Source organism: Sphingomonas echinoides ATCC 14820, from assembly GCF_000241465.1.
Taxonomy (GTDB): Bacteria; Pseudomonadota; Alphaproteobacteria; order Sphingomonadales; family Sphingomonadaceae; genus Sphingomonas; species Sphingomonas echinoides.
In genome coordinates, this window is the sequence record NZ_JH584235.1 from 3,124,136 (window position 1) to 3,143,863 (window position 19,728).

General features: G+C 65.4%; 18 protein-coding genes. 8 read left to right on the top strand and 10 right to left on the bottom strand.

The annotated features are described in order from the left end of the window. Nucleotides 1-93: 93 nt before the first annotated feature. The 6 genes from ON00_RS14510 (at nucleotide 94) to mmsB (ending at nucleotide 6,984) form a co-directional block, all read left to right on the top strand. Nucleotides 94-1,593, top strand: a complete 1,500-nt coding sequence (locus ON00_RS14510) for a CoA-acylating methylmalonate-semialdehyde dehydrogenase (protein WP_010406943.1) — start codon at nucleotides 94-96, stop codon at nucleotides 1,591-1,593. Between the two features lie 102 nt (nucleotides 1,594-1,695). Continuing rightward, nucleotides 1,696-2,787, top strand: coding sequence for a polysaccharide deacetylase family protein (locus tag ON00_RS14515; protein WP_010406945.1), 1,092 nt, complete (start codon nucleotides 1,696-1,698; stop codon nucleotides 2,785-2,787). Next, nucleotides 2,784-3,929 (top strand): acyl-CoA dehydrogenase family protein, encoded by a 1,146-nt coding sequence (locus ON00_RS14520; RefSeq protein WP_010406949.1) that lies wholly within the window; start codon nucleotides 2,784-2,786, stop codon nucleotides 3,927-3,929. The genes ON00_RS14515 and ON00_RS14520 overlap by 4 nt, the downstream gene beginning before the upstream one ends. Nucleotides 3,930-4,052: 123 nt before the next feature. After that, nucleotides 4,053-5,093 carry an enoyl-CoA hydratase/isomerase family protein gene (locus ON00_RS14525; RefSeq protein WP_010406951.1) on the top strand — a complete coding sequence of 347 codons (1,041 nt, stop codon included), beginning with the start codon at nucleotides 4,053-4,055 and terminating at the stop codon, nucleotides 5,091-5,093. A gap of 105 nt (nucleotides 5,094-5,198) precedes the next feature. Further along, a complete protein-coding gene (locus tag ON00_RS14530) occupies nucleotides 5,199-5,972 on the top strand; it encodes an enoyl-CoA hydratase (protein ID WP_010406952.1) in 774 nt (257 codons plus the stop codon). Nucleotides 5,973-6,105: 133 nt separating this feature from the next. Beyond that, nucleotides 6,106-6,984, top strand: coding sequence for a 3-hydroxyisobutyrate dehydrogenase (mmsB, locus tag ON00_RS14535; protein WP_010406953.1), 879 nt, complete (start codon nucleotides 6,106-6,108; stop codon nucleotides 6,982-6,984). Nucleotides 6,985-7,212: 228 nt separating this feature from the next. Here the strand turns inward: mmsB and scpC are convergent, their stop codons facing one another. From scpC to cyoA, 8 genes are all read right to left on the bottom strand, one after another. Further along, a complete protein-coding gene (gene scpC / locus ON00_RS14540) occupies nucleotides 7,213-8,727 on the bottom strand; it encodes a succinyl-CoA:acetate CoA-transferase ScpC (RefSeq protein ID WP_010406954.1) in 1,515 nt (504 codons plus the stop codon). Nucleotides 8,728-8,850: 123 nt separating this feature from the next. Beyond that, nucleotides 8,851-9,393 carry a response regulator transcription factor gene (locus tag ON00_RS14545; RefSeq protein WP_010406955.1) on the bottom strand — a complete coding sequence of 181 codons (543 nt, stop codon included), beginning with the start codon at nucleotides 9,391-9,393 and terminating at the stop codon, nucleotides 8,851-8,853. Then, nucleotides 9,390-10,628 carry an ATP-binding protein gene (locus tag ON00_RS14550; protein WP_010406957.1) on the bottom strand — a complete coding sequence of 413 codons (1,239 nt, stop codon included), beginning with the start codon at nucleotides 10,626-10,628 and terminating at the stop codon, nucleotides 9,390-9,392. The genes ON00_RS14545 and ON00_RS14550 overlap by 4 nt, the downstream gene beginning before the upstream one ends. Nucleotides 10,629-10,666: 38 nt before the next feature. After that, nucleotides 10,667-11,362, bottom strand: a complete 696-nt coding sequence (locus ON00_RS14555) for an SURF1 family protein (protein ID WP_010406959.1) — start codon at nucleotides 11,360-11,362, stop codon at nucleotides 10,667-10,669. Further along, complete coding sequence (cyoD, locus tag ON00_RS14560) at nucleotides 11,359-11,769, bottom strand: cytochrome o ubiquinol oxidase subunit IV (protein ID WP_010406961.1); 411 nt, start codon at nucleotides 11,767-11,769, stop codon at nucleotides 11,359-11,361. Before cyoD ends, ON00_RS14555 begins: the two co-directional genes overlap by 4 nt. After that, entirely contained in the window at nucleotides 11,766-12,407 is a 642-nt protein-coding gene (gene cyoC / locus ON00_RS14565; RefSeq protein ID WP_010406962.1) for a cytochrome o ubiquinol oxidase subunit III, read from the bottom strand. Before cyoC ends, cyoD begins: the two co-directional genes overlap by 4 nt. Further along, nucleotides 12,404-14,428 carry a cytochrome o ubiquinol oxidase subunit I gene (cyoB, locus tag ON00_RS14570; RefSeq protein WP_010406965.1) on the bottom strand — a complete coding sequence of 675 codons (2,025 nt, stop codon included), beginning with the start codon at nucleotides 14,426-14,428 and terminating at the stop codon, nucleotides 12,404-12,406. Before cyoB ends, cyoC begins: the two co-directional genes overlap by 4 nt. Before the next feature lies 1 nt (nucleotide 14,429). Next, the gene (gene cyoA, locus ON00_RS14575) at nucleotides 14,430-15,515 is read right to left on the bottom strand and encodes a ubiquinol oxidase subunit II (RefSeq protein ID WP_050810924.1); all 1,086 of its coding nucleotides are present in this window, start codon (nucleotides 15,513-15,515) and stop codon (nucleotides 14,430-14,432) included. A gap of 118 nt (nucleotides 15,516-15,633) precedes the next feature. Between cyoA and ON00_RS14580 the strand changes: the two genes are divergently transcribed. Then, complete coding sequence (locus ON00_RS14580; RefSeq protein WP_010406968.1) at nucleotides 15,634-16,959, top strand: MFS transporter; 1,326 nt, start codon at nucleotides 15,634-15,636, stop codon at nucleotides 16,957-16,959. 217 nt (nucleotides 16,960-17,176) lie between these two features. Further along, nucleotides 17,177-17,518 carry a hypothetical protein gene (locus ON00_RS14585; RefSeq protein ID WP_010406969.1) on the top strand — a complete coding sequence of 114 codons (342 nt, stop codon included), beginning with the start codon at nucleotides 17,177-17,179 and terminating at the stop codon, nucleotides 17,516-17,518. Between the two features lie 182 nt (nucleotides 17,519-17,700). Here the strand turns inward: ON00_RS14585 and ON00_RS14590 are convergent, their stop codons facing one another. Continuing rightward, on the bottom strand, nucleotides 17,701-18,378 hold the full coding sequence (locus ON00_RS14590) for a flagellar hook assembly protein FlgD (RefSeq protein ID WP_010406970.1): 678 nt from the start codon (nucleotides 18,376-18,378) through the stop codon (nucleotides 17,701-17,703). 12 nt (nucleotides 18,379-18,390) lie between these two features. After that, on the bottom strand, nucleotides 18,391-19,728 hold a 1,338-nt coding region (locus tag ON00_RS14595; RefSeq protein WP_211207127.1), incomplete at its 5' end, for a flagellar hook-length control protein FliK.

The window sequence follows — 19,728 nt, forward strand, 5'->3', positions numbered from 1 at the left end:
CTCTGCAAAAATGCACTGCCTAGCAGCAAAGATGGAGGGTTGAATGCAAAAATGCTGGGTGGGATAGGGGGGTATAAGCTTTAGGAGAGCGCCATGCGGATCATCGACCACCATATCATGGGTCTAGCGAGCGGCACTGCCGCGCGGACGGGCGAGGTGTTCGATCCCAACACCGGTGCGGTGCAGGCCCAGGTCAAGTTCGGCACGCAGGCCGATCTCGACGCCGCCGTCGCCGCTGCGCAAAAGGCGCAGCCGGGTTGGGCCGCAACCAACCCCCAGCGCCGCGCGCGCGTGATGTTCAATTTCAAGGCGCTGGTCGAAGCGCATATCGACGAACTCGCACACTTGCTGTCATCCGAACACGGCAAGGTGATCGCCGATTCCAAAGGCGACATTCAGCGCGGGCTGGAAGTGATCGAATTTTGCTGCGGCATTCCGCATGTGCTGAAGGGTGAGTTTACCCAGGGCGCGGGGCCGGGGATCGACGTTTACTCCATGCGCCAGCCGCTTGGCATCGGGGCTGGCATCACGCCGTTCAATTTCCCGGCGATGATCCCCTTGTGGATGAGCGGCGTCGCCATCGCCACGGGCAATGCCTTCATCCTGAAGCCCAGCGAGCGCGATCCGTCGGTGCCGGTGCGGCTGGCCGAATTGTTCCGCGAGGCGGGGCTGCCCGAGGGCATTTTGCAAGTCGTCCACGGCGACAAGGACATGGTCGACGCGATCCTCGATCATCCCGCGATCAGCGCGGTCAGCTTCGTCGGATCGTCCGACATTGCGCATTATGTCTACCGGCGCGGCGTCGCGGCGGGCAAGCGCGTGCAGGCGATGGGCGGGGCCAAGAATCACGGCATCGTCATGCCCGATGCCGATCTCGACCAGGTCGTCGCCGATCTGTCGGGCGCGGCCTTCGGCTCGGCGGGCGAGCGCTGCATGGCGCTGCCGGTGGTGGTGCCGGTGGGCGAGAAGACCGCAGTTGCGCTGCGCGAGAAACTGATCCCGGCGATCGCCGCGTTGCGCGTCGGCGTGTCGACCGATGCCGAGGCGCATTACGGCCCGGTGGTGAACGCCGCGCACCGCACGCGCATCGAAAACTGGATCCAGACCGGCGTCGACGAAGGCGCGGAGCTGGTCGTCGACGGGCGCGGGTTCGCGCTGCAGGGGCATGAGAAGGGCTTCTTCATCGGCCCGACCCTGTTCGACCATGTCACGCCCGACATGTCGGCCTATAAGGAAGAGATTTTCGGCCCCGTGCTGCAAATCGTCCGCGCCGACGATTTCGAACATGCGCTGCGGCTGCCGAGCGAGCATCAGTACGGCAATGGCGTTGCGATCTTCACCCGCAACGGCCACGCCGCGCGCGAATTCGCGGCGCGGGTGAATGTGGGGATGGTTGGCATTAACGTGCCGATCCCGGTGCCGGTCGCCTATCACACCTTTGGCGGGTGGAAGCGCTCGGCGTTCGGCGATACCAACCAGCACGGCATGGAAGGCGTGAAGTTCTGGACCAAGGTCAAGACCGTGACGCAGCGCTGGCCCGATGGCGGGGTCGGCGATGGCGCGAACGCCTTCGTCATTCCGACGATGGGGTGAGGCGGGTGGATCGGGATTGTCCCGATTTTGCGGTGCGCGCGCGATTGCCGGCCTTTGCGGAGTGTCCGGCGTCGGGCACAGTGGTCGCATGAGCGCTGCCCGATGAACCTCTTGCGCCAGGCCATGTTCGTGGGCGGGATCGTGCTGGTCGCGTTGCCGCTGGCCTGGGCGTTTTTGCCGCGCGCCACGGTGCCGGGGGCGGTGGCGCAGCCGGTGGTGGCGCCGGTCGGCAAGCGCATCGCGCTCAGTTTCGATGATGTCCCGCGCGGGCCCGGCGCGTTCTATACGCCGGCGGAGCGCACCGCGCGGCTGATCGCGGCGCTGCGGGCGAGCGGGGTGGAGCAGGCGGCGTTCTTCGCCAATCCCGGCCGGATCGGCGCGTCCAACGATGGCGCGGCGCGGCTGGCGGCCTATGCCGCGGCGGGGCATGTCGTGGGCGACCACAGCTTTGCGCATCGTGATTTGCGCGCGGTTTCGGCGCAGGCGTTTCTGGCGGATGTCGACCGCGCCGAGGATTGGCTGAAGGGCAAGCCCGGCTATCGCCCGTGGTTCCGCTTTCCCGGCCTCAACCAGGGCGGGCGCGATGCGGTGAAGCGGCGCGCTGTGCTGGATGGCCTTGGCGCGCGCGGCTTAAGCGTCGCATGGGTGACGGCGGACGGTTCCGACTGGAATATCGAGGGGCAGACGATCGCCGCGCGCAAGGCAGGCCAGGCGATCGACGAGGGCGCTCTGCGCGATCTCTATGTCGAGACGATGGTGCAATCGGCCGATTTCTCCGACGCGCTGCTGCGCCGCGTGACCGGGCGCAGCCCGCCGCAGATGCTGTTGCTGCACGAAACCGATGTCGCGGCGCGTTATATTGGCGATCTGGTCGCCGCTTTGCGCCGTGACGGCTGGACGATCGTGACGGCCGATGCCGCTTATGCCGACCCGCTCTATCGCCAGACCGGCGATTTCGACAGCGCCAACGGCACCTTGCCCGAGGCGATCGGGTGGCAGCAGCGTGTGCCCGGCCCGCTATATTATGCGCGCAACGACAAGCCGCTCGCCGATCGCCTCTTCGCCGAACGCGTGCTGCACCGCACGCCCATCGCCACGCCGCGCTGCCGGGTGCAACGCCATCCGTGGCGGCGCGTCTGTTCCCAGACGGCCTTTGCGCCGCGCCGACCTTTACCCCTAGGACTTGCCGCATGACCGACCAATTCGACCTAACCGACGACCAGCGCGAGATTCAGGAACTCGCGCGGCGCTTCACCGCCGATCGCATCACGCCGTTTGCGGCGGAATGGGACGAGAAGCACATTTTCCCGCGCGACACGATCAAGGCGGCGGCCGAACTCGGTTTCGCCTCGATCTATGTCAGCGAGGAATCGGGCGGCATCAACCTCGGGCGGCTGGAGGCGGCGCTGATCATGGAGGCGATGGCCTATGGCTGCCCCTCGACCAGCGCGTTCATCTCGATCCACAATATGGCGAGCTGGATGATCGACCGCTTCGGCGGGCAGACGGTGAAGGAGAAATATCTGCCCTCGCTGGTCACGATGGACCGGATCGCCAGTTACTGTCTGACCGAGCCGGGCTCGGGCTCGGATGCCGCGGCGCTGAAGACGCGCGCGGTGCGAGACGGGGACCATTATATCGTCAACGGTACCAAGCAGTTCATCTCGGGCGGCGGCGAGAATGAGGTCTATGTCACCATGGTGCGCACCGGGGCGGAGGGGCCCAAGGGCATCTCCTGCCTGGTGATCGAGAAGGACATGCCCGGTGTCAGCTTCGGCGCGAACGAGCGCAAGCTCGGCTGGCATTCGCAGCCGACCGCCCAGGTGATCTTCGAGGATGTGCGTATCCCTGTGGATAACCTTGTGGGTGGCGAGGGCGAGGGCTTCCGCATCGCGATGATGGGGCTGGATGGCGGGCGTCTCAACATCGGTGCCTGCTCGCTCGGTGGCGCGCAGCGCTGCCTCGACGAAGCCATCGGCTATACCCGCGACCGCAAGCAGTTCGGCACCGCCATCGCCGATTTCCAGAACACGCAGTTCCTGCTGGCCGACATGGCGACCGACCTCGAGGCGGCGCGCGCGCTGCTGTACATGGCGGCGGCCAAGGTGACGGCGAACGCGCCCGATAAGACCAAATTCGCGGCAATGGCGAAGCGGCTGGCAACCGACACGGGGTCCGCCGTGGCCGACCGCGCGCTGCAGCTGCATGGCGGCTACGGCTATCTGATGGATTACCCGATCGAACGCTTCTGGCGTGACTTGCGCGTGCATTCGATCCTGGAGGGGACCAACCAGGTAATGCGGATGATCATCGGCCGGGAGCTGACACGGCAATGACCCCGCGCAGCGCCGATCCTGCACTTCTCCGCGTCTCCGCGTCTCCGCGTCTCCGCGTGAACGGAAAGATATGTTCGCGCGGAGGCGCGGAGACGCGGAGATGATGCGAATGGGAAAAGCGGCATGAGCGATGTTCAGACGATTGTGGATGGGCCTGTCGGCCGGATTCGGCTGAACCGGCCCAAGGCGCTGCATGCGCTGACCAACGATATGTGCGTCGCGATGCTGGCGGCGCTCGATGCGTGGCGGACCGATCCTGCGATCGAGGCGGTGCTGATCGATCACGCTGAGGGTCGCGGGTTTTGCGCAGGCGGGGATATTCGGATGCTCGCCGAGAGCGGGGCGCAGGACGGCGCGGAGGCGCGCGCCTTCTTTCATACCGAATATCGGCTCAACCACCGGCTGTTCACCTATGCCAAGCCGACGGTCGCGTTCATGGATGGCATCACCATGGGCGGTGGGGTTGGGCTCGCCTGCCCGTGCGATTTCCGTATCGCGACCGAGAACACCAAATTCGCCATGCCCGAAACGGGGATCGGGTTGTTCCCCGATGTCGGCGGCGGCTGGTATCTGTCGCGGCTGCCGGGGCGGATCGGGCAGTATCTGGCGCTGACCGGGCACCGGCTCGACGGGGCGGAATGCCATGCGCTGGGGCTGGCGACGCACTATCTGCCGAGCGCCGCGCTGTTGGAGGGCAAGGCGCGGATCGTGGCCGACCCGCAGGCGATTGCCGCGATCCTGGCCGATCTCTCGGTCGCGCCGCCGCCTGCGCGGCTGCTCGATCAGCGCGAGGCGATCGACCGTTTGTTCGCGTCGGACGTGCTGGAGGACATCTTCGCCGCGCTCGCCGCCGATGGCGGGAACTGGGCGACGCAGACGCTCGCCACGCTCAAGACCAAATCGCCGCAGACGATGAAGGTGTCGCTGCGGCTGCTGCACGAAGGCGCGATGATGCCGACCTTCGAGGACGAAATGCGCCAGGAATATGCGGTCGGCGCGCGGGTGGTGCAGCGGCATGATTTTCTGGAAGGCGTGCGCGCGGTGATCGTCGACAAGGACAATGCGCCACGCTGGGACCCGGCGACGCCCGAGGGCGTGACCGATCACGTCATCGACCAGATCTTCGCGCCGCTGCCCGATGCGGAGGCGTGGACGCCTGCTTGATCGTCGCCCCGGCGCAGGCCGGGGCCGCTCGACATTCGCGCGAAATCGGCTGTTTCGCGCACCAACCCAACGGCCCCGGCCTGCGCCGGGGCGACGGAGAGAAGAATGACCTACGAAACCATCCTCGTCGAACAACGCGGCGGCGTCACGCTCGTCACGCTCAACCGCCCGCAGGCGCTGAACGCGCTCAACAGCCAGGTGTTGGCCGACATGCTCGCCGCGATGGTGGCGTTCGATGCCGATCCGTCGCAGGGCTGCGCGGTCATCACCGGCAGCGAGAAGGCGTTCGCGGCGGGCGCCGACATCAAGGAGATGCAGGCGCAGGGCTTTGCCGACATGTACGCGCATGATTTCTTCGCCGGATGGGACCGCTTCACCCGCACGCGCAAACCCATCATCGCGGCGGTGGCGGGCTATGCGCTGGGCGGCGGCTGCGAGCTGGCGATGATGTGCGACTTCATCCTCGCCGCCGATACCGCCAAATTCGGCCAGCCCGAAATCAAGCTGGCGGTGTCGCCCGGCATGGGGGGATCGCAGCGGCTGACGCGCGCGGTCGGCAAGGCCAAGGCGATGGAAATGTGCCTGACCGGCCGGATGATGGATGCCGCCGAAGCCGAGCGTGCCGGGCTCGTCAGCCGCGTGGTGCCTGCCGCCGATCTGGTCGAGGAAGCGGTCAAGACCGCGACCACGATCGCGGGGATGGCACCGCTGGCGGTCAAGGCGAACAAGGAAATGGTCAATGCCGCGTTCGACACCACGCTGGCGATGGGCGTGCAGTTCGAGCGGCGGCTGTTCCATGCTTTGTTCGGCACCGACGACCAGAGCGAGGGGATGACCGCCTTTGTCGAGAAGCGGCAGGGGGTTTGGACGGGGAAGTAACATCCAATTCGCCTCCCGCTGTGCGGGAGGGGTTAGGGGAGGGGAGGGGCGTAGCGCCCGATCTTAGCGCGCGACTGCCCTCCCCCAGCCCCTCCCGCAAGCGGGAGGGGAGAAAGAAGAATAGGAGAGAGACATGACACGGATCGCCTTTATCGGGCTCGGCAATATGGGCGGCGGGATGGCCGCGAACCTCGCCAAAGCGGGGCATGATGTCCGCGCCTTCGATCTGTCGCAGGACGCGCTCGATCGCGCCAAAGCGGCCGGGTGCCTGCCCATGGCGAGCGTGGGGGAGGCGGCTGACGGGGCCGAGGCGGTGGTGACGATGCTGCCCGCGGGCACGCATGTCGAGGCGGTCTATGGCGATCTGTTCGCCGCCAGCCTGTCGCCAGCCGCGATCCTGATCGATTGTTCGACGATCGACGTCGCCACCGCCAAGCGCGTGACCGAGGCGGCGCGCGCCAAGGGCATCACCGCGGTCGATGCGCCGGTGTCGGGCGGGATCGGTGCCGCCAATGCGGGCACGCTGACCTTCATGGTCGGCGGCAGCGAGGAGGCGTTCGGTCGCGCGCAGCCGATTTTGGCGGCGATGGGCAAGGCGGTGATCCATGCCGGGGCGAACGGGACCGGCCAGGCGGCTAAGATCGCCAACAACATGCTCCTCGGCGCGACGATGGTGGCGACGTGCGAGGCGTTCCTGTTGGCGGAGAAACTGGGCCTCGACCCGCAGACCTTCTTCGATATTTCGAGCGTGTCGTCAGGGCAGAGCTGGTCGATGACGAGTTACTGCCCGGTGCCGGGTGTCGGGCCGAATACCCCTGCCGATCATGGCTATCAGGGCGGCTTTGCGACCGCGCTGATGCTGAAGGATTTAAAGCTCGCCGCCGCCGCCGCCAGCGACACGGGTGCCGACACGCCGATGGGGGCGAAAGCGGCGGAATTGTATCAGCGCTTTGCCGAGGCCGGGCATGGCGGGCTGGATTTCTCGGCGATCATCACCGCGCTGCGGGGGTGAGCCGGGGGGGGGGGAGGTCGGCCAGATACGGGCGATCTCTCCCACCCTCCGTTCGTTTCGAGCGAAGTCGAGAAACAGCCGCGCGCGCTGTGCCTGGTTTCTCGACTTCGCTCGAAACGAACGGGGTGGGGATGTCGGCTAGCTCCTCGGCCCCGATTGTGCTCCTGCGCTTGCTGGACGGCCCCACCCCAACCCCTCCCCTGAAGGGGAGGGGCTTGTGGCCAGCGTTCAAACCCGCATCGACCCCGTATCCATGAAGCGCTGGTGCCAGGACAGCGCTTCGCCGGGCAAGGACGGCGATTGCTGGCCGTAGGAACCCACCCGCGCGCGCGCATAATAGTCCGCCAGCATCGGGCGATAATCGGGATGCGCGCAGTTCTGGATGATCAGCGCGGCGCGTTGTTTGGGGCTTAAGCCCCGCAGGTCGGCGAGGCCCTGTTCGGTGACGATCACCTGAACGTCCTGGCTGATATGGTCGACATGGCTCGCTTGCGGCACGATCGCCGAGATCTTGCCGCCCTTGGCGGTCGAGGGGGTCATGAAGATCGAGACATAGGCGTTGCGCGCGAAATCGCCCGATCCGCCAATGCCGTTCTGGATGCGCGAGCCCATCACGTGCGTCGAATTGACGTTGCCGTAAATGTCGGCCTCGATCAGCCCGTTCATGGCGAGGCAGCCGAGCCGACGGATCAGTTCGGGATGGTTGCTGATTTCCTGCGGGCGCAGGATCATTTTATCACGATAGCGGCCCATATCGGCATTGAGCCGCGCCGCCGCCTCCGGGCTGAGCGAGAAGGCGGTGGCCGAGGCCATGCGCAATTTGCCCGAATCGAGCAGGTCGAGCATCCCGTCCTGGATCACCTCGGTATAGGAGGTCATGTCCTCGAACGGGCCGTTGACCAGGCCGGTGAGCACCGCATTGGCGATGTTGCCGACGCCCGATTGCAGCGGCAGCAGCGACGCGGGGAGGCGTCCGCGCGCCACTTCATGGGTAAAGAATTCGATCAGGTGCCCGGCAATCGCATGCGCCGCCGCATCGGGCGCGGCGAAGGGCAAATTGCGGTCGGGCGCTTCGGTCTCGACGATCGCGACGATCTTGTCGGGGTCGCAGCGGAAATAGGCATCGCCAATGCGATCGTCGGCGCGGACCAGCGGGATCGGCACGCGGTGCGGCGGCAGCGCGGTGCCGTAATAGATGTCGTGCATCCCCTCCAAAGCGGGGTTCTGCCAGCTATTGACCTCGAGGATGACCTTGCTCGCCCGGTCGAGCCAGGTCTTGTTGTTGCCGATCGAGGAGGAGGGGATCAGCGATCCATCGGCGCGGATGCCCGAGACTTCGATCACCGCAGTGTCGAGCGGCCCGAGAAAGCCCTGCCACGCCATTGGCGCGACCTGGCTCAGATGCATGTCGAAATATTCCATCGTGCCGTTGTTGATCTTCTCGCGGGCGATGGGATCGGAATTATAGGGCAGGCGGAATTCGATGCCGTCGGCCTTGGCCAGCGCGCCGTCGAGTTCGGGCCCGGTCGAGGCGCCCGTCCAGATGCGCACGCGGAACGGGTTGCCAGCGGCATGTTCCGCCTCGATCCGCGCGGCGAGCGCCAGCGGGACCGCCTTGGGATAGCCCGAGCCGGTAAAGCCGCTCATCCCGACCGTGCTGCCAGAGGTGATGAAGGCGGCGGCCTGTTCGGCGCTCATCACGCGCGAGCGGAGCGTTTCGCAAGCAATACGGCTGGTGCTCATTCCCATCCCTTTTTTATCATCGTTACGCCTGCGGCTAGGCGCGCAAAGTGGCGGATGCGCAAGCGCCGGGTCTTTTTGGTCACATGCAATTTTTGCAATCGTGTCCGGGCCGGGGCCGTTGGCCTATTTGATCGGCTGCTTTTCGAGCTTTCGCGCCAGCGTGCGACGGTGCATGCCCAATTGGCGGGCGGTTTCGGAAATGTTGAAATTGTTCTCGGCGAGCGTCTGGTGGATGCGTTCCCATTCCAGCGTCTTGATCGAGGTCGGGCGCTTGCCGAGCGGGGTCGCGACATCGCCGGCCGCACCACCCTCGGCCTTGGCAAAGGCGGCTTCGATGTCGTCGGTGTCGGACGGCTTGGGCAGGTAATTGCTCGCCCCCAGCTTGATCGCCTCGACCGCGGTGGCGATGCTGGCATAGCCGGTCAGCACGACGATCCGCGTGCGCGCATCCTGCGCGTGGATCGCCTGCACGCAGACCAGCCCGGACGTGGCCCCGAGTTTCAGATCCACCACCGCATAATCGGGCGTGCGCTTGGCGAGTGCGGCTTCGACACCGGCCTGATCGGAGGCCAATTCGACGCTATAGCCACGCCGCTCGAACGAGCGCCCCAGCGTCTTGGCGAGCGCGGCATCGTCCTCGACGATCAGCAGATGCTTTTCGGTCATCGCTCGCCCCATTCCAGCGCGGACAATGGCAGCGTGATCGTCACGGTCGCACCACCCTCGGGCCGGTTGCGGGCATCGACTGTGCCGCCGAGCTTGCGCATCGCGTTGACCACCAGAAACAGCCCGAGTCCACTGCCGAGCCGCTCCCGCGTGGAATGATACGGTTTGCCGAGATTGGCGAGCATTTCCGGGGTGAAGCCGGGGCCGGTATCGCGCACCGACAGCACCAACGATGCCCCGTCGCGCGTCACATCGAGCGCGATCGGCTGGCCCGAGGCTTCGGCGGCATTGTCGAGCACGTTCCAGATGACTTGCTTCACCGCCGTATCGGCGACGATCGCCATGTCGGTGCCGAAGCGATTGTCATAGACGATCGCTTCGGGCGCATGCTGGACGCGCCATTCGGCGACGACTTCGTCGAAGAAGCGCTTCACGCTGGTGATCGTCGGGTTTTCGCCACGCGCTTCGCCCGCAGCGAGCAGGATGCCGGTGACGATCGCCTTGCAGCGCGCGAGCGCGACCTGCATTTCGCTGATTTCCTCGGCAAAGCTTTCCTGCGCCATCAGGGCAGGCGCGTGCCGCCAGTCATTGACGATCACAGAGAGCGAGGCGAGCGGGGTGCCGAGTTCGTGCGCGGCGCCGGTCGCGAGCAGGCCCATCCGCACGATATGGTCCTCCTCGGCCGCTTGTTGGCGCATCGTCGCGAGGCGGGCGTCGCGCGCGCGCAAATTGCTGTTGATGCGCGTGACGAAGGCGACCAGCAGCACTGCGACCAGCCCGAAGCAGATCAGCGTGCCGATCATATACAGATCGCCCCAGTCGGAGAGGAAGCGCGGCGGCAGTGCAAGCGGAACATGGACTTCGGCGAGCAGGATGAAGGCGGCGCTGGTGATCGCGACCAGTACCCAGCTCGACCATGCTTCCAGCAACACCGCGCCCATCACCACCTGCAGCAGATACAGCGAGATGAACGGATTGGTCGCCCCGCCGCTCTGATAGAGCAACGCCGTCAAGGCGGCGACATCGAGCAAAAGGCTGGCGAAGAGCGCGCTGTTGGAATTGGTCACGCGGCGCGAGAGTTGCGCGAGGCTGACGAGATTGAGCACGACCAGCGCCGCGACCACCGACAGCATCGGAAAGAGCGGGAGCGGGACGCCCATGCCGAAGCGCACGATCAGGATCGTCGCGCATTGGCCGCACACCGCCAGCCAGCGCAAATTGACCAGCTGACGCATGTTGTCGCGTTCGGTTGTATCGACGGACGCGGGCGGACTCATGCCGGGCGGCGGGCGGGGCGGAGCAGCATCGCCGCCGCCCCCGCAACCATCACCGCGAGCGCAAACCATGTCAGCGCATAGACCAGATGGTTGTTGGTGAAGCGCACGACCGTCAGGCCTCCCACCGGGGCTGTGGTGGCCGGCCCGGCATCGGCATCGATGAAATAGGGCGCGACAGGACCGAGCCCGCGCGCCGTGGAAATGGCCGAGACGTCGCGCGAATACCAGCGGTTCGTCCCAGGATCATTATAGCGCAAGAATGCGCCCTTCGGTTCCGTCAACCGCAACAGGCCGGTGACGGTCGCGGTGCCGCCGGGGGGAACCGCGTTGCGCGTTGGCACGAAGCCGCGATTGATCAGCACGGTAAAGCCGCGATCGGTGACGAGCGGCGTCATCACCCAGAATCCGGGGCCGCGCTCGGTGACGGCCTGGACGAAGGTCGGTCGGTCATCGCGGTAGCGCCCGCGCACCTGCACATGGCGATAGCCGTCGCTGTCATCGGTGATGTGGGCCCAGCGGTCGGGGCCGGGAGCCGGGGAGGCGGGGGCGTGAATACGCTGCTCGACCCGGGTGATCAGCGCCAATTTCCAGGTGCGCCGCTCGATTTGCCACACGCCCAGCGCCACCAGACCGGCGCAGAGCAAACCTGCGACGATCAGCAGAAACGCGATCGTCGCAGGGGATCGTCTCATTGCTGGCTCATGGACTCGGCGATAGCGGCCGGGGTGGCCGGCATCATGTTGGCGTTCATATGATACATCACCCAGATCGATCCGGACAGGGTTATGACGATGACGATGACGGTGAACAGCAAAGCGAGGAACGACCAGCCGCCCTCCGCCGTCGTGGTCATGTGCAGGAAGAACACCATGTGCACGACGACCTGGATCGCCGCCATGGACAGCACGATGACCGCGGTGGTGGTGGCGTCGAGCTTGCCGGTCATCACGAGCGCGAAGGGAATCGCGGTCAGGATCACCGACAGGATGAAGCCGATCATATAGCCGCGCAGCGAACCGTGCGGGGCCTCGCCATGGGCGTGCTCATGGTCGTGATGATCGTGGCCATGAGCCGAATTGTGCAGCGTATCGGCGCTCATCCGAGCACTCCCATGAGATAGACGATGGTGAAGACGCCGATCCAGATGACGTCGAGAAAGTGCCAGAACATGCTGAGGCACATCAGGCGACGGCGATTGGCCTGGCCGAGGCCGTGCATGCCGATCTGCGCGACCAGCGTGACCAGCCAGATCAGGCCGACGGTGACGTGCAGACCGTGCGTGCCGACCAGCGTGAAGAAGGACGACAGGAACGCGCTGCGCCACGGGCCCGCACCTTCATGGATCAGGTTCGAGAATTCGTAGAGCTCGATGCACAGGAAGGCGAGGCCGAACAGACCGGTGACGATCAGCCAGCCCTGCACCGCGCGGACGCTGGCGCCGGGGCGTTCCATCGTCAGCATGGCAAAGCCATAGGTCAGCGACGAGAACAGCAGCATCGCGGTGTTGAGCGCGACCAGCGGCAGCTCGAACAACTGCTTCGGCCCTTCGCCGCCGCCATAGCTATGGCCGAGCACGGCATAGCAGGCGAACAGGATGGCGAAGATGAGACAGTCGCTCATCAGGTACATCCAGAAGCCCAGCATCGTGCTGCTGCCCTCGGGATGATGATGCTCTTCGACTTCGTAGAACAGCGGGGTCTCGCCGTTGGCGGTCGCTTCGAAGGTCTGCGCGCTCATGCCGAAACTCCTTCGCCGGCGAGAAGGCGGGTGCGTTCATCCTCGGTGCGGACCACATCCTCGACCGGGATGTAGAAGTCGCGCTTGTAGTTGAATGAGTGGCCGATCGCGACGGCGAAGATGCCGACCAGCGAAACGACCGCCAGCCACCACATGTACCAGATCATGCCAAAGCCGAAGGCGACGCTGAGCCCCGCGAGGATGACGCCGGTGCCGGTGTTCTTGGGCATGTGGATCTTGCGGAAGCCGGTGGTCGGGCGGACATAGCCGCGCCGCTTCATGTCCCACCACGCATCATTGTCATAGACGACGGGCGTGAAGGGAAAGTTGTAGTCCGGTGGCGGCGACGAGGTCGACCATTCGAGCGTGCGGCCATCCCAGGGATCGCCGGTCACGTCGCGCAGCTTTTCACGGTTGCGGAAGCTGACGAAGAACTGGACGAACATCGCGCCCGTGCCGGCCAGGATCAGCAGCGCGCCGAACCCTGCGACCAGGAAATAGGGCTGCAGCGAGGCATCGTCGAACTGGCTGAGGCGACGCGTCACGCCCATCAGGCCGAGCGCATAGACCGGCGCGAAGGCGAACCAGAAGCCCACCACCCACAGCCAGAACTGGCGCTTGCCCCACACGCGATCGAGCGTGAAGCCGAACGCCTTGGGCCACCAGTAATTGATGCCGGCGAACATCCCGAACACCACGCCACCAATGATGACGTTGTGGAAATGCGCGATCAGGAACAGCGAGTTGTGCAGCACGAAATCGGCCGGGGGCACGGCGAGCAGAACGCCAGTCATGCCGCCGATGACGAAGGTGAGCATGAACGCGACGGTCCACATCATCGGCAGCTCATAGCGGATGCGGCCGTGATACATGGTGAACAGCCAGTTGAAGATCTTCGCGCCCGTCGGGATCGAGATGATCATCGTGGTGATCGCGAAGAACGAGTTGACGCTGGCGCCAGAGCCCATGGTGAAGAAGTGGTGCAGCCAGACGAGATAGGCGAGGATCGTGATGACGATCGTCGCATAGATCATCGAGGTATAGCCGAACAGGCGCTTGCTGGCGAAGGTCGCGACCACTTCCGAGAACACGCCGAAGGCGGGCAGGATGAGGATGTACACCTCCGGGTGACCCCAGATCCAGATGAGGTTGACGTACATCATCGGGTTGCCGCCCAGGCCGTTCGTGAAGAACTGCATGCCGACATAGCGGTCGAGCGACAGCAAGGCGAGCACGGCGGTCAGCACCGGGAAGGCGGCGACGATCAGGGTGTTGGTGCACAGCGACGTCCACACGAACACCGGCATCTTCATCAGCGTCATGCCCGGCGCGCGCATCTTGACGATGGTCGCGATCAGATTGACGCCCGAAAGCAAGGTGCCGACGCCTGCCACCTGCAGGCCCCAGATATAGTAATCGACCCCCACGTCCGGGCTGGCGGCAATGCCCGACAGCGGCGGCATGGCGAGCCAGCCGGTGCGGGCATAGTTGCCGACGAACAGCGAGATCATGGTGATCACCGCGCCCGCGGTCGTCATCCAGAAGCTGAAATTGTTGAGATAGGGGAAGGACACGTCGCGCGCGCCGATCTGCAGCGGCACGACGAAGTTCATCAGGCCTGCGACCAGCGGCATCGCCACGAAGAAGATCATGATCACGCCGTGCGCGGTGAAGATCTGGTTGTAATGGTCGGGCGGCAGGTAACCGGGGTTGCCGTTAAAGGCCATCGCCTGCTGCGCGCGCATCATCAGCGCGTCGGAGAAGCCGCGCACGAACATCACCAATCCGAGGATGATGTACATGATGCCGATCTTCTTGTGGTCGACGCTGGTGAACCAGTCGCGCCACAGCATGCCCCATGCCTTGTAATAGGTAATGATCGCGAGCAGCGCGATCCCGCCAACAGCGACGCCGGCAAAGGCGACGAGCACGGGCAGTTCGTGCAGCGGTAACGCATCGAGCGAGAGACGGCCGAAGATCGGGCTGATCGACGGCGACGAAAGCGGGAGGGGGGACGTCATGTCAGAAAGTCCTTCGGTCGCCGGCGGTCGCCGGGACGTCTGTTGCGCGGGTACCGGGCATCGGCAGCCCTGCACCGGTCAGGCGAGCGCCAGGTTGCGTAGTAGCGGGGATCGGAGCCGATGCCGCCATCGGCATCGCCATTTTCTGGGTCGGACGGCCAGCGGCGACATTGGCGTGATGTTCACCGGCATCGGCGTGCATCATTGCGCTCATGCAGGTCTCGCCGGGGGCGACGCAGCGATTGGCCGCGGCATCGAACAGGCCGGGGGTGACGCTGGCGAAGCGGGCAACGGGAACGTTGGCGCTTGGCGCGGCGAGCTTGAGGTAACCCTGCCGATCGAGGCTGCCACCGCCCGCGCGGATCCGCCCGACCCACTGGTCGAACGCGCCTTGCGACACTGCATGGAAGCGGAAGCGCATGCCCGAGAAGCCGTCGCCGCTGAAGTTGGAAGAGAAGCCGGCATAATTGCCAGGATGGTTGACGACCGCGTTCAGCTTGGTCGTCATGCCGGGCATCGCGTAGATCTGGCCGACCAGCGCCGGGATATAAAAGGCGTTCATCACATTGGATGAGGTCAAATCGAACTGAAGCGGGCGATCGACCGGTGCCGCCAGCTCATTGACCGTCGCGATGCCGTAATCGGGATAGATAAACAGCCATTTCCAATCGAGCGCGACCACCTGAACGCGCACCGGCTTGGCCGTCGCGGCGACCGCGCGACCCGCATCGAGGCGGCCGATCGGACGATAGGGATCGAGCAGATGCGTGCTGGTCCAGGTCACCGCGCCGAGGCAGATGATGATCAGCAGCGGGGCCGCCCAGATGACGAGTTCGAGCGCGGTCGAGTGGTGCCATTCGGGCGAATAGGGCGCGTCGGTGTTGGTCGAGCGATAGCGCCACGCGAACACGGCAATGAGCGTCATCACCGGCACGATGATCAGCAGCATCAGCACCGTCGAGAAAATCACGAGGTTGCCTTGCTGCACTGCAAGATCGCCCGCCGGGTCCAGCACGACGGCGCTGCACCCACCGAGCAAGGCAGGCGCAAGCAGCGCCAAGGGGCGGAATAAGGGGGTTCGGGTCATGCCGGCGCAGATACGCGCGGGACAGCGGGCCTCCCATTGGACACTTTGTCCAATCCCCGCTGCAGTGCAGCACGCTTAGAGGGGGCGTTCGGCGATCATGCCGGGAGTTCGAACACCGATGACTGCAGCCACCACGCCTACCTCGCGCGCGATCGAAGCCGATGTCGGCCGAATCAATGCCGAGCACGGCGAAATCACCTCGGGCGAAATCGCGATTGGCGTCGTCATTGGGCGTACGTCGGAGTTTTTCGACTTCTTCGTCTACGCGATCGCCTCGGTGCTGGTGTTTCCGACGCTGGTCTTCCCCTATGTCGATCGTCTGACGGGGACTCTCTATTCCTTCGCGCTGTTCGCGCTCGCCTTCATCGCCCGTCCGATCGGGTCGTTCCTGTTCCTCGCGATTGACCGCGCCTTTGGGCGCGGCACCAAGCTGACCATCGCCTTGTTCCTGCTTGGCGGGTCGACCGTGGCGATCGGCTTCCTGCCCGGTTACGCGCAGGTCGGCGTTTATGCCGCGATCCTGCTCGGCCTGTTCCGTATCGGCCAGGGCGTTGCGCTCGGCGGTGCCTGGGACGGTTTGCCCTCGCTGCTGGCGCTCAACGTGCCCGAGAATCGGCGCGGCTGGTATGCGATGATTCCGCAGCTTGGCGCGCCGCTGGGCCTGATGGTGGCCGCCGCTTTGTTCGCCTATCTGACGAGCAGCCTGTCGGCGGCGGATTTCCTCGATTGGGGCTGGCGCTATCCGTTCTTCGTCGCCTTTGCGATCAACGTCGTCGCGCTGTTCGCACGGCTGCGCATCGTCAGCACGGCGGCTTATCAGGACATGTTCGAAAGCCGCGCGCTGCAGCCCGCTCCGGTGCTGGAGACGGTACGCGGGCAGGGCCGTACGATCGTCATCGGTGCCTTCGCACCGCTGGCGAGCTTCGCCTTGTTCCACATGGTCACGGTGTTCCCGCTGTCCTGGGTGTTCCTCTACACCAGCGGCGGCCCGGAGCGCTTCCTGGTGATCGAAGTGCTGGGTGGCGTGATCGGTGTGCTTGCGATTGTCGCCTCGGGCTATCTGGCGGACCGGTTCGGGCGTCGCTCGCTGCTCGGCGCGTCGGCAGTGGCAATCGCGGTGTTCTCCGGGTTCGCGCCGCAATTGCTGGGCGCTGGCGAAGCCGGCGAAGTGCTGTTCATGGCGCTTGGTTTCGTGCTGCTCGGCGTGTCGTTCGGCCAGTCGTCGGGCGCAGTGGCGGCCAATTTCTCGGGCGATTTCCGCTATACCGGCGCTGCGTTGACGTCGGACCTGGCATGGCTGGTCGGAGCAGGCTTTGCGCCGCTGGTCGGCCTGTTCCTGTCGTCGCACTTCGGGCTGGCGGCGGCGGGTGGCTATCTGCTGTCGGGCGCACTCGCGACGCTGGCGGCCTTGTGGCTGAACAAGGAACTGGCGGGTCGGGCCTGAGCTTCGGTCCGGGCCTCGCCCGGATCACCCCGACATTCTTAAGCGCCACTTGCGTTACCTGGAACGCGAACCGTCCTATAATAGAACAGAATCGCTTCGAGGGAAATACCGGGTTTCCAACCTAAGGGGTTGCCCTCAATTCGGCCGATCGCTCGCCTTCGCTAGATCGTGGTCGTTCGCTGCGGTTCGCGGCGATCGCGTTGGGGGGAGAGTGCGAGTGGATCTGAGCGACCATCAAGCTATGTCGGCTTATACCAACCCTGGCGTCAGCCAAGGCGATCGATACCGAATCAGCATTGCCATCGATGTCGTCAACACCCGCGCCTTGTGGAACGCGGCCTTGAGCCGCGGCCTGATGGCCCCCGGTGCGACCTTCGAAGATGTCGTCGATACGATCGGCCCGTGTGACGATCCCGCGATCGCCGATTGCCTGGCGATGCTGGCGCTGCCCGCTGATCTTAAGGGCTGTTTGGTCGATGATTTCACGATCGATCCGGCGTTGCCGCGTGGGGTGATGGAAGCATCGCGCCCATGGACAGGGGCGTCCGCAGCGCGCTGAGTCGCATTCCGCAATAGATGCGCTCAATAAAGAGCGCGTCTATACTACACATTGCAACTTATAGATAATTTTGATTATGGGGTGAGATCTGCCGGAGTAATTGGGGGCTGACGCGGGCAGATCTCACTTTTAATATAGTATAAATTCAAATTTCTTCAAACATTATTGCGATTTTCTTTGATTCAGTTGCTGGCTGCGGCAATGCCGAGCAACTTATCGCTGGTGTAGGGTGCGCCATTGACCTTGAGCGTCAATGCACCGTTGGCGGAGCTGACTTCCTGCACCGTTCCTTGGGCATGGATGGTCACCGGAACCGGATTGCCCGCCGCATCGGTCGCCGTGAGCGCCAGCGTGTAGCTGCCGGCAGGCGCGGTCGATCCATCGGCCAGTTTGCCATCCCACGACAAGGTTCCTTGCGCAGTCGGCGTCATCGGCCCGGTCATCACCACTTTTCCCGTCGCATCCGTGATCGACGAGGTTAGCGTCGAAACGGGGAGCGTGGCGGAATAGCTCCAGCTCGCAGGGGTTCCGGCGGAAAGGCCGGCGACATCAGAATTGATGGTAACGCTGCGGCCGATCATGCCCGACGCCTGGGTCAGGCCCTGATTGTTCAAATTGCTCAGGATCGAGTTCAGCGTCGTGTTCTGCTGGACCGATTGCTCGACCTGCGAATATTGCACCAGCTGCTGGGTATATTGCGAGGTGTCCATCGGGCTCAGCGGATCCTGATTCTGCATCTGCGCGGTGAGCAATTTCAGGAACATGTTGAAATCGGCTTTGATCCCGGTCGCGGGCGCAGCGGCGGTCGCCGTCGTTGCGGCGGTGGGGCTGGTGGCTCCGATGGCGGTCGTCGTGGTCATCGCGATGGTCCCTTATGCTAGAAAGTCGACACGGCTGCTGGTGCGCAGCGGCTGATAGGAATCGGGGATGGGTGTGGCCGGGGAATCGGCCTGTTGCCCGCGTTGGGCGAAGTCGGCGAAGGGCGATTGCTGGCGCGACCCGGCCGGTTGGCCGTCGGCACCGCGCCCCTGAAAGGAAAGGCTGGCCGAGTCCGAGCGCACCCCCGCCTGATCGAGCGCGCGCGACAGATCGGTGCTGTCCCGGCGCAGCAGGTCGAGCGCGGCGGGATTGTCGGCGCGCAGCGTGGCGCGCAGGCTGCCATCCTCGAACGCGATCTTGACCTCGATCCGGCCGAGGCTGGCCGGGCTGAGGTGCAGCGTCATCTCATCGCCACCCGTGCCGATGCGATGCGCAATCGCCACGCCGGTTTCGCGGCCGATCCGGCCCGGTTGCGCGGAGATCAGCGTACGGGGGGCGGCGGTAGCGATCGGCGCGCGCGCGCCAACCGCCGTTGGTGCGACCATTGCCGCCGCAGCAGTGCCGGCGGGCTGACCGGGCGGGAGGTCTGCGTTGCGCGGGTTTTGCGGCGCATCGGCCGGGGCGGCTAGCCCAGGCGTCGGAAGGATCGGAGCCGGGTTGCTGGCGAGCGAAGGTTGTGGGGTGCTGAGCCCGGTATCGGCTGGCGGAACGATTGCGGAAACGCTGACCTCGCGCGGGGCGGGGGCGCTTGCGGGGGCGGCGCGCGTGGTGTCTTGCGCGGCGGTTTGCGGGGGTGGTGAGGGCTGCGCTGTCGCGGGAATGCCGCCTGTCGCATCCGTCGGCGTTGGTGGTGGCGTTACGGCCGCCATCGCGGGGCTGCTTTGGTCGGGCGTTTCAACCTCGGCATCGGCATGATCGCGCCGCGCACGCACGGCGGGCCGGGCCGCTGGCGTGGCCGAGTTCTCCGCCGGAACGACGGTCGCGGCGATGGCGTCTGGCGCGGTCTTGGCAACGGGTACCGCAGGCCCTGCTGGCGACGCACTGGGCGGAGCTTCGGCGATCGGGTTTTGCGCCGTCGGCAGCGCAGTGTCATGCGTAACTGGCGATGGCGTTGGGGCAGGATTCGCCGGATCTGCGGGTGATTCCGGCGCATATCGGGGCGGCGATTCGTCGGGGAGCGCGCTGGAAGCGGCGACCGCTGGCGTGGGCAGGACATTGGGAGCGGCAATGGGCTGGCGTTGGTTTGGCGACGACGTGCCAGCGAGGGTCAGCGGTGCGGCGGGCCCGCCCGCGACAGTGCCGGGCACCGCCGGGGCGACCGTTGGCGCAGGCGCGACAGGCATTACGGGGACCGTCGTCGCGGCGAGGGCGACCGGTGGGACCGCCATTGG

What these genes read in the sequence shown, in the direction of transcription:
- ON00_RS14510 (WP_010406943.1), top strand. Translation starts at nt 94, where the DNA reads ATGCGGATCATCGACCACCATATCATGGGTCTAGCGAGCGGCACTGCC.
- ON00_RS14515 (WP_010406945.1), top strand. Translation starts at nt 1,696, where the DNA reads ATGAACCTCTTGCGCCAGGCCATGTTCGTGGGCGGGATCGTGCTGGTC.
- ON00_RS14520 (WP_010406949.1), top strand. Translation starts at nt 2,784, where the DNA reads ATGACCGACCAATTCGACCTAACCGACGACCAGCGCGAGATTCAGGAA.
- ON00_RS14525 (WP_010406951.1), top strand. Translation starts at nt 4,053, where the DNA reads ATGAGCGATGTTCAGACGATTGTGGATGGGCCTGTCGGCCGGATTCGG.
- ON00_RS14530 (WP_010406952.1), top strand. Translation starts at nt 5,199, where the DNA reads ATGACCTACGAAACCATCCTCGTCGAACAACGCGGCGGCGTCACGCTC.
- mmsB (WP_010406953.1), top strand. Translation starts at nt 6,106, where the DNA reads ATGACACGGATCGCCTTTATCGGGCTCGGCAATATGGGCGGCGGGATG.
- scpC (WP_010406954.1), bottom strand. Translation starts at nt 8,727, where the DNA reads ATGAGCACCAGCCGTATTGCTTGCGAAACGCTCCGCTCGCGCGTGATG.
- ON00_RS14545 (WP_010406955.1), bottom strand. Translation starts at nt 9,393, where the DNA reads ATGACCGAAAAGCATCTGCTGATCGTCGAGGACGATGCCGCGCTCGCC.
- ON00_RS14550 (WP_010406957.1), bottom strand. Translation starts at nt 10,628, where the DNA reads ATGCGTCAGCTGGTCAATTTGCGCTGGCTGGCGGTGTGCGGCCAATGC.
- ON00_RS14555 (WP_010406959.1), bottom strand. Translation starts at nt 11,362, where the DNA reads ATGAGACGATCCCCTGCGACGATCGCGTTTCTGCTGATCGTCGCAGGT.
- cyoD (WP_010406961.1), bottom strand. Translation starts at nt 11,769, where the DNA reads ATGAGCGCCGATACGCTGCACAATTCGGCTCATGGCCACGATCATCAC.
- cyoC (WP_010406962.1), bottom strand. Translation starts at nt 12,407, where the DNA reads ATGAGCGCGCAGACCTTCGAAGCGACCGCCAACGGCGAGACCCCGCTG.
- cyoB (WP_010406965.1), bottom strand. Translation starts at nt 14,428, where the DNA reads ATGACGTCCCCCCTCCCGCTTTCGTCGCCGTCGATCAGCCCGATCTTC.
- cyoA (WP_050810924.1), bottom strand. Translation starts at nt 15,515, where the DNA reads ATGACCCGAACCCCCTTATTCCGCCCCTTGGCGCTGCTTGCGCCTGCC.
- ON00_RS14580 (WP_010406968.1), top strand. Translation starts at nt 15,634, where the DNA reads ATGACTGCAGCCACCACGCCTACCTCGCGCGCGATCGAAGCCGATGTC.
- ON00_RS14590 (WP_010406970.1), bottom strand. Translation starts at nt 18,378, where the DNA reads ATGACCACGACGACCGCCATCGGAGCCACCAGCCCCACCGCCGCAACG.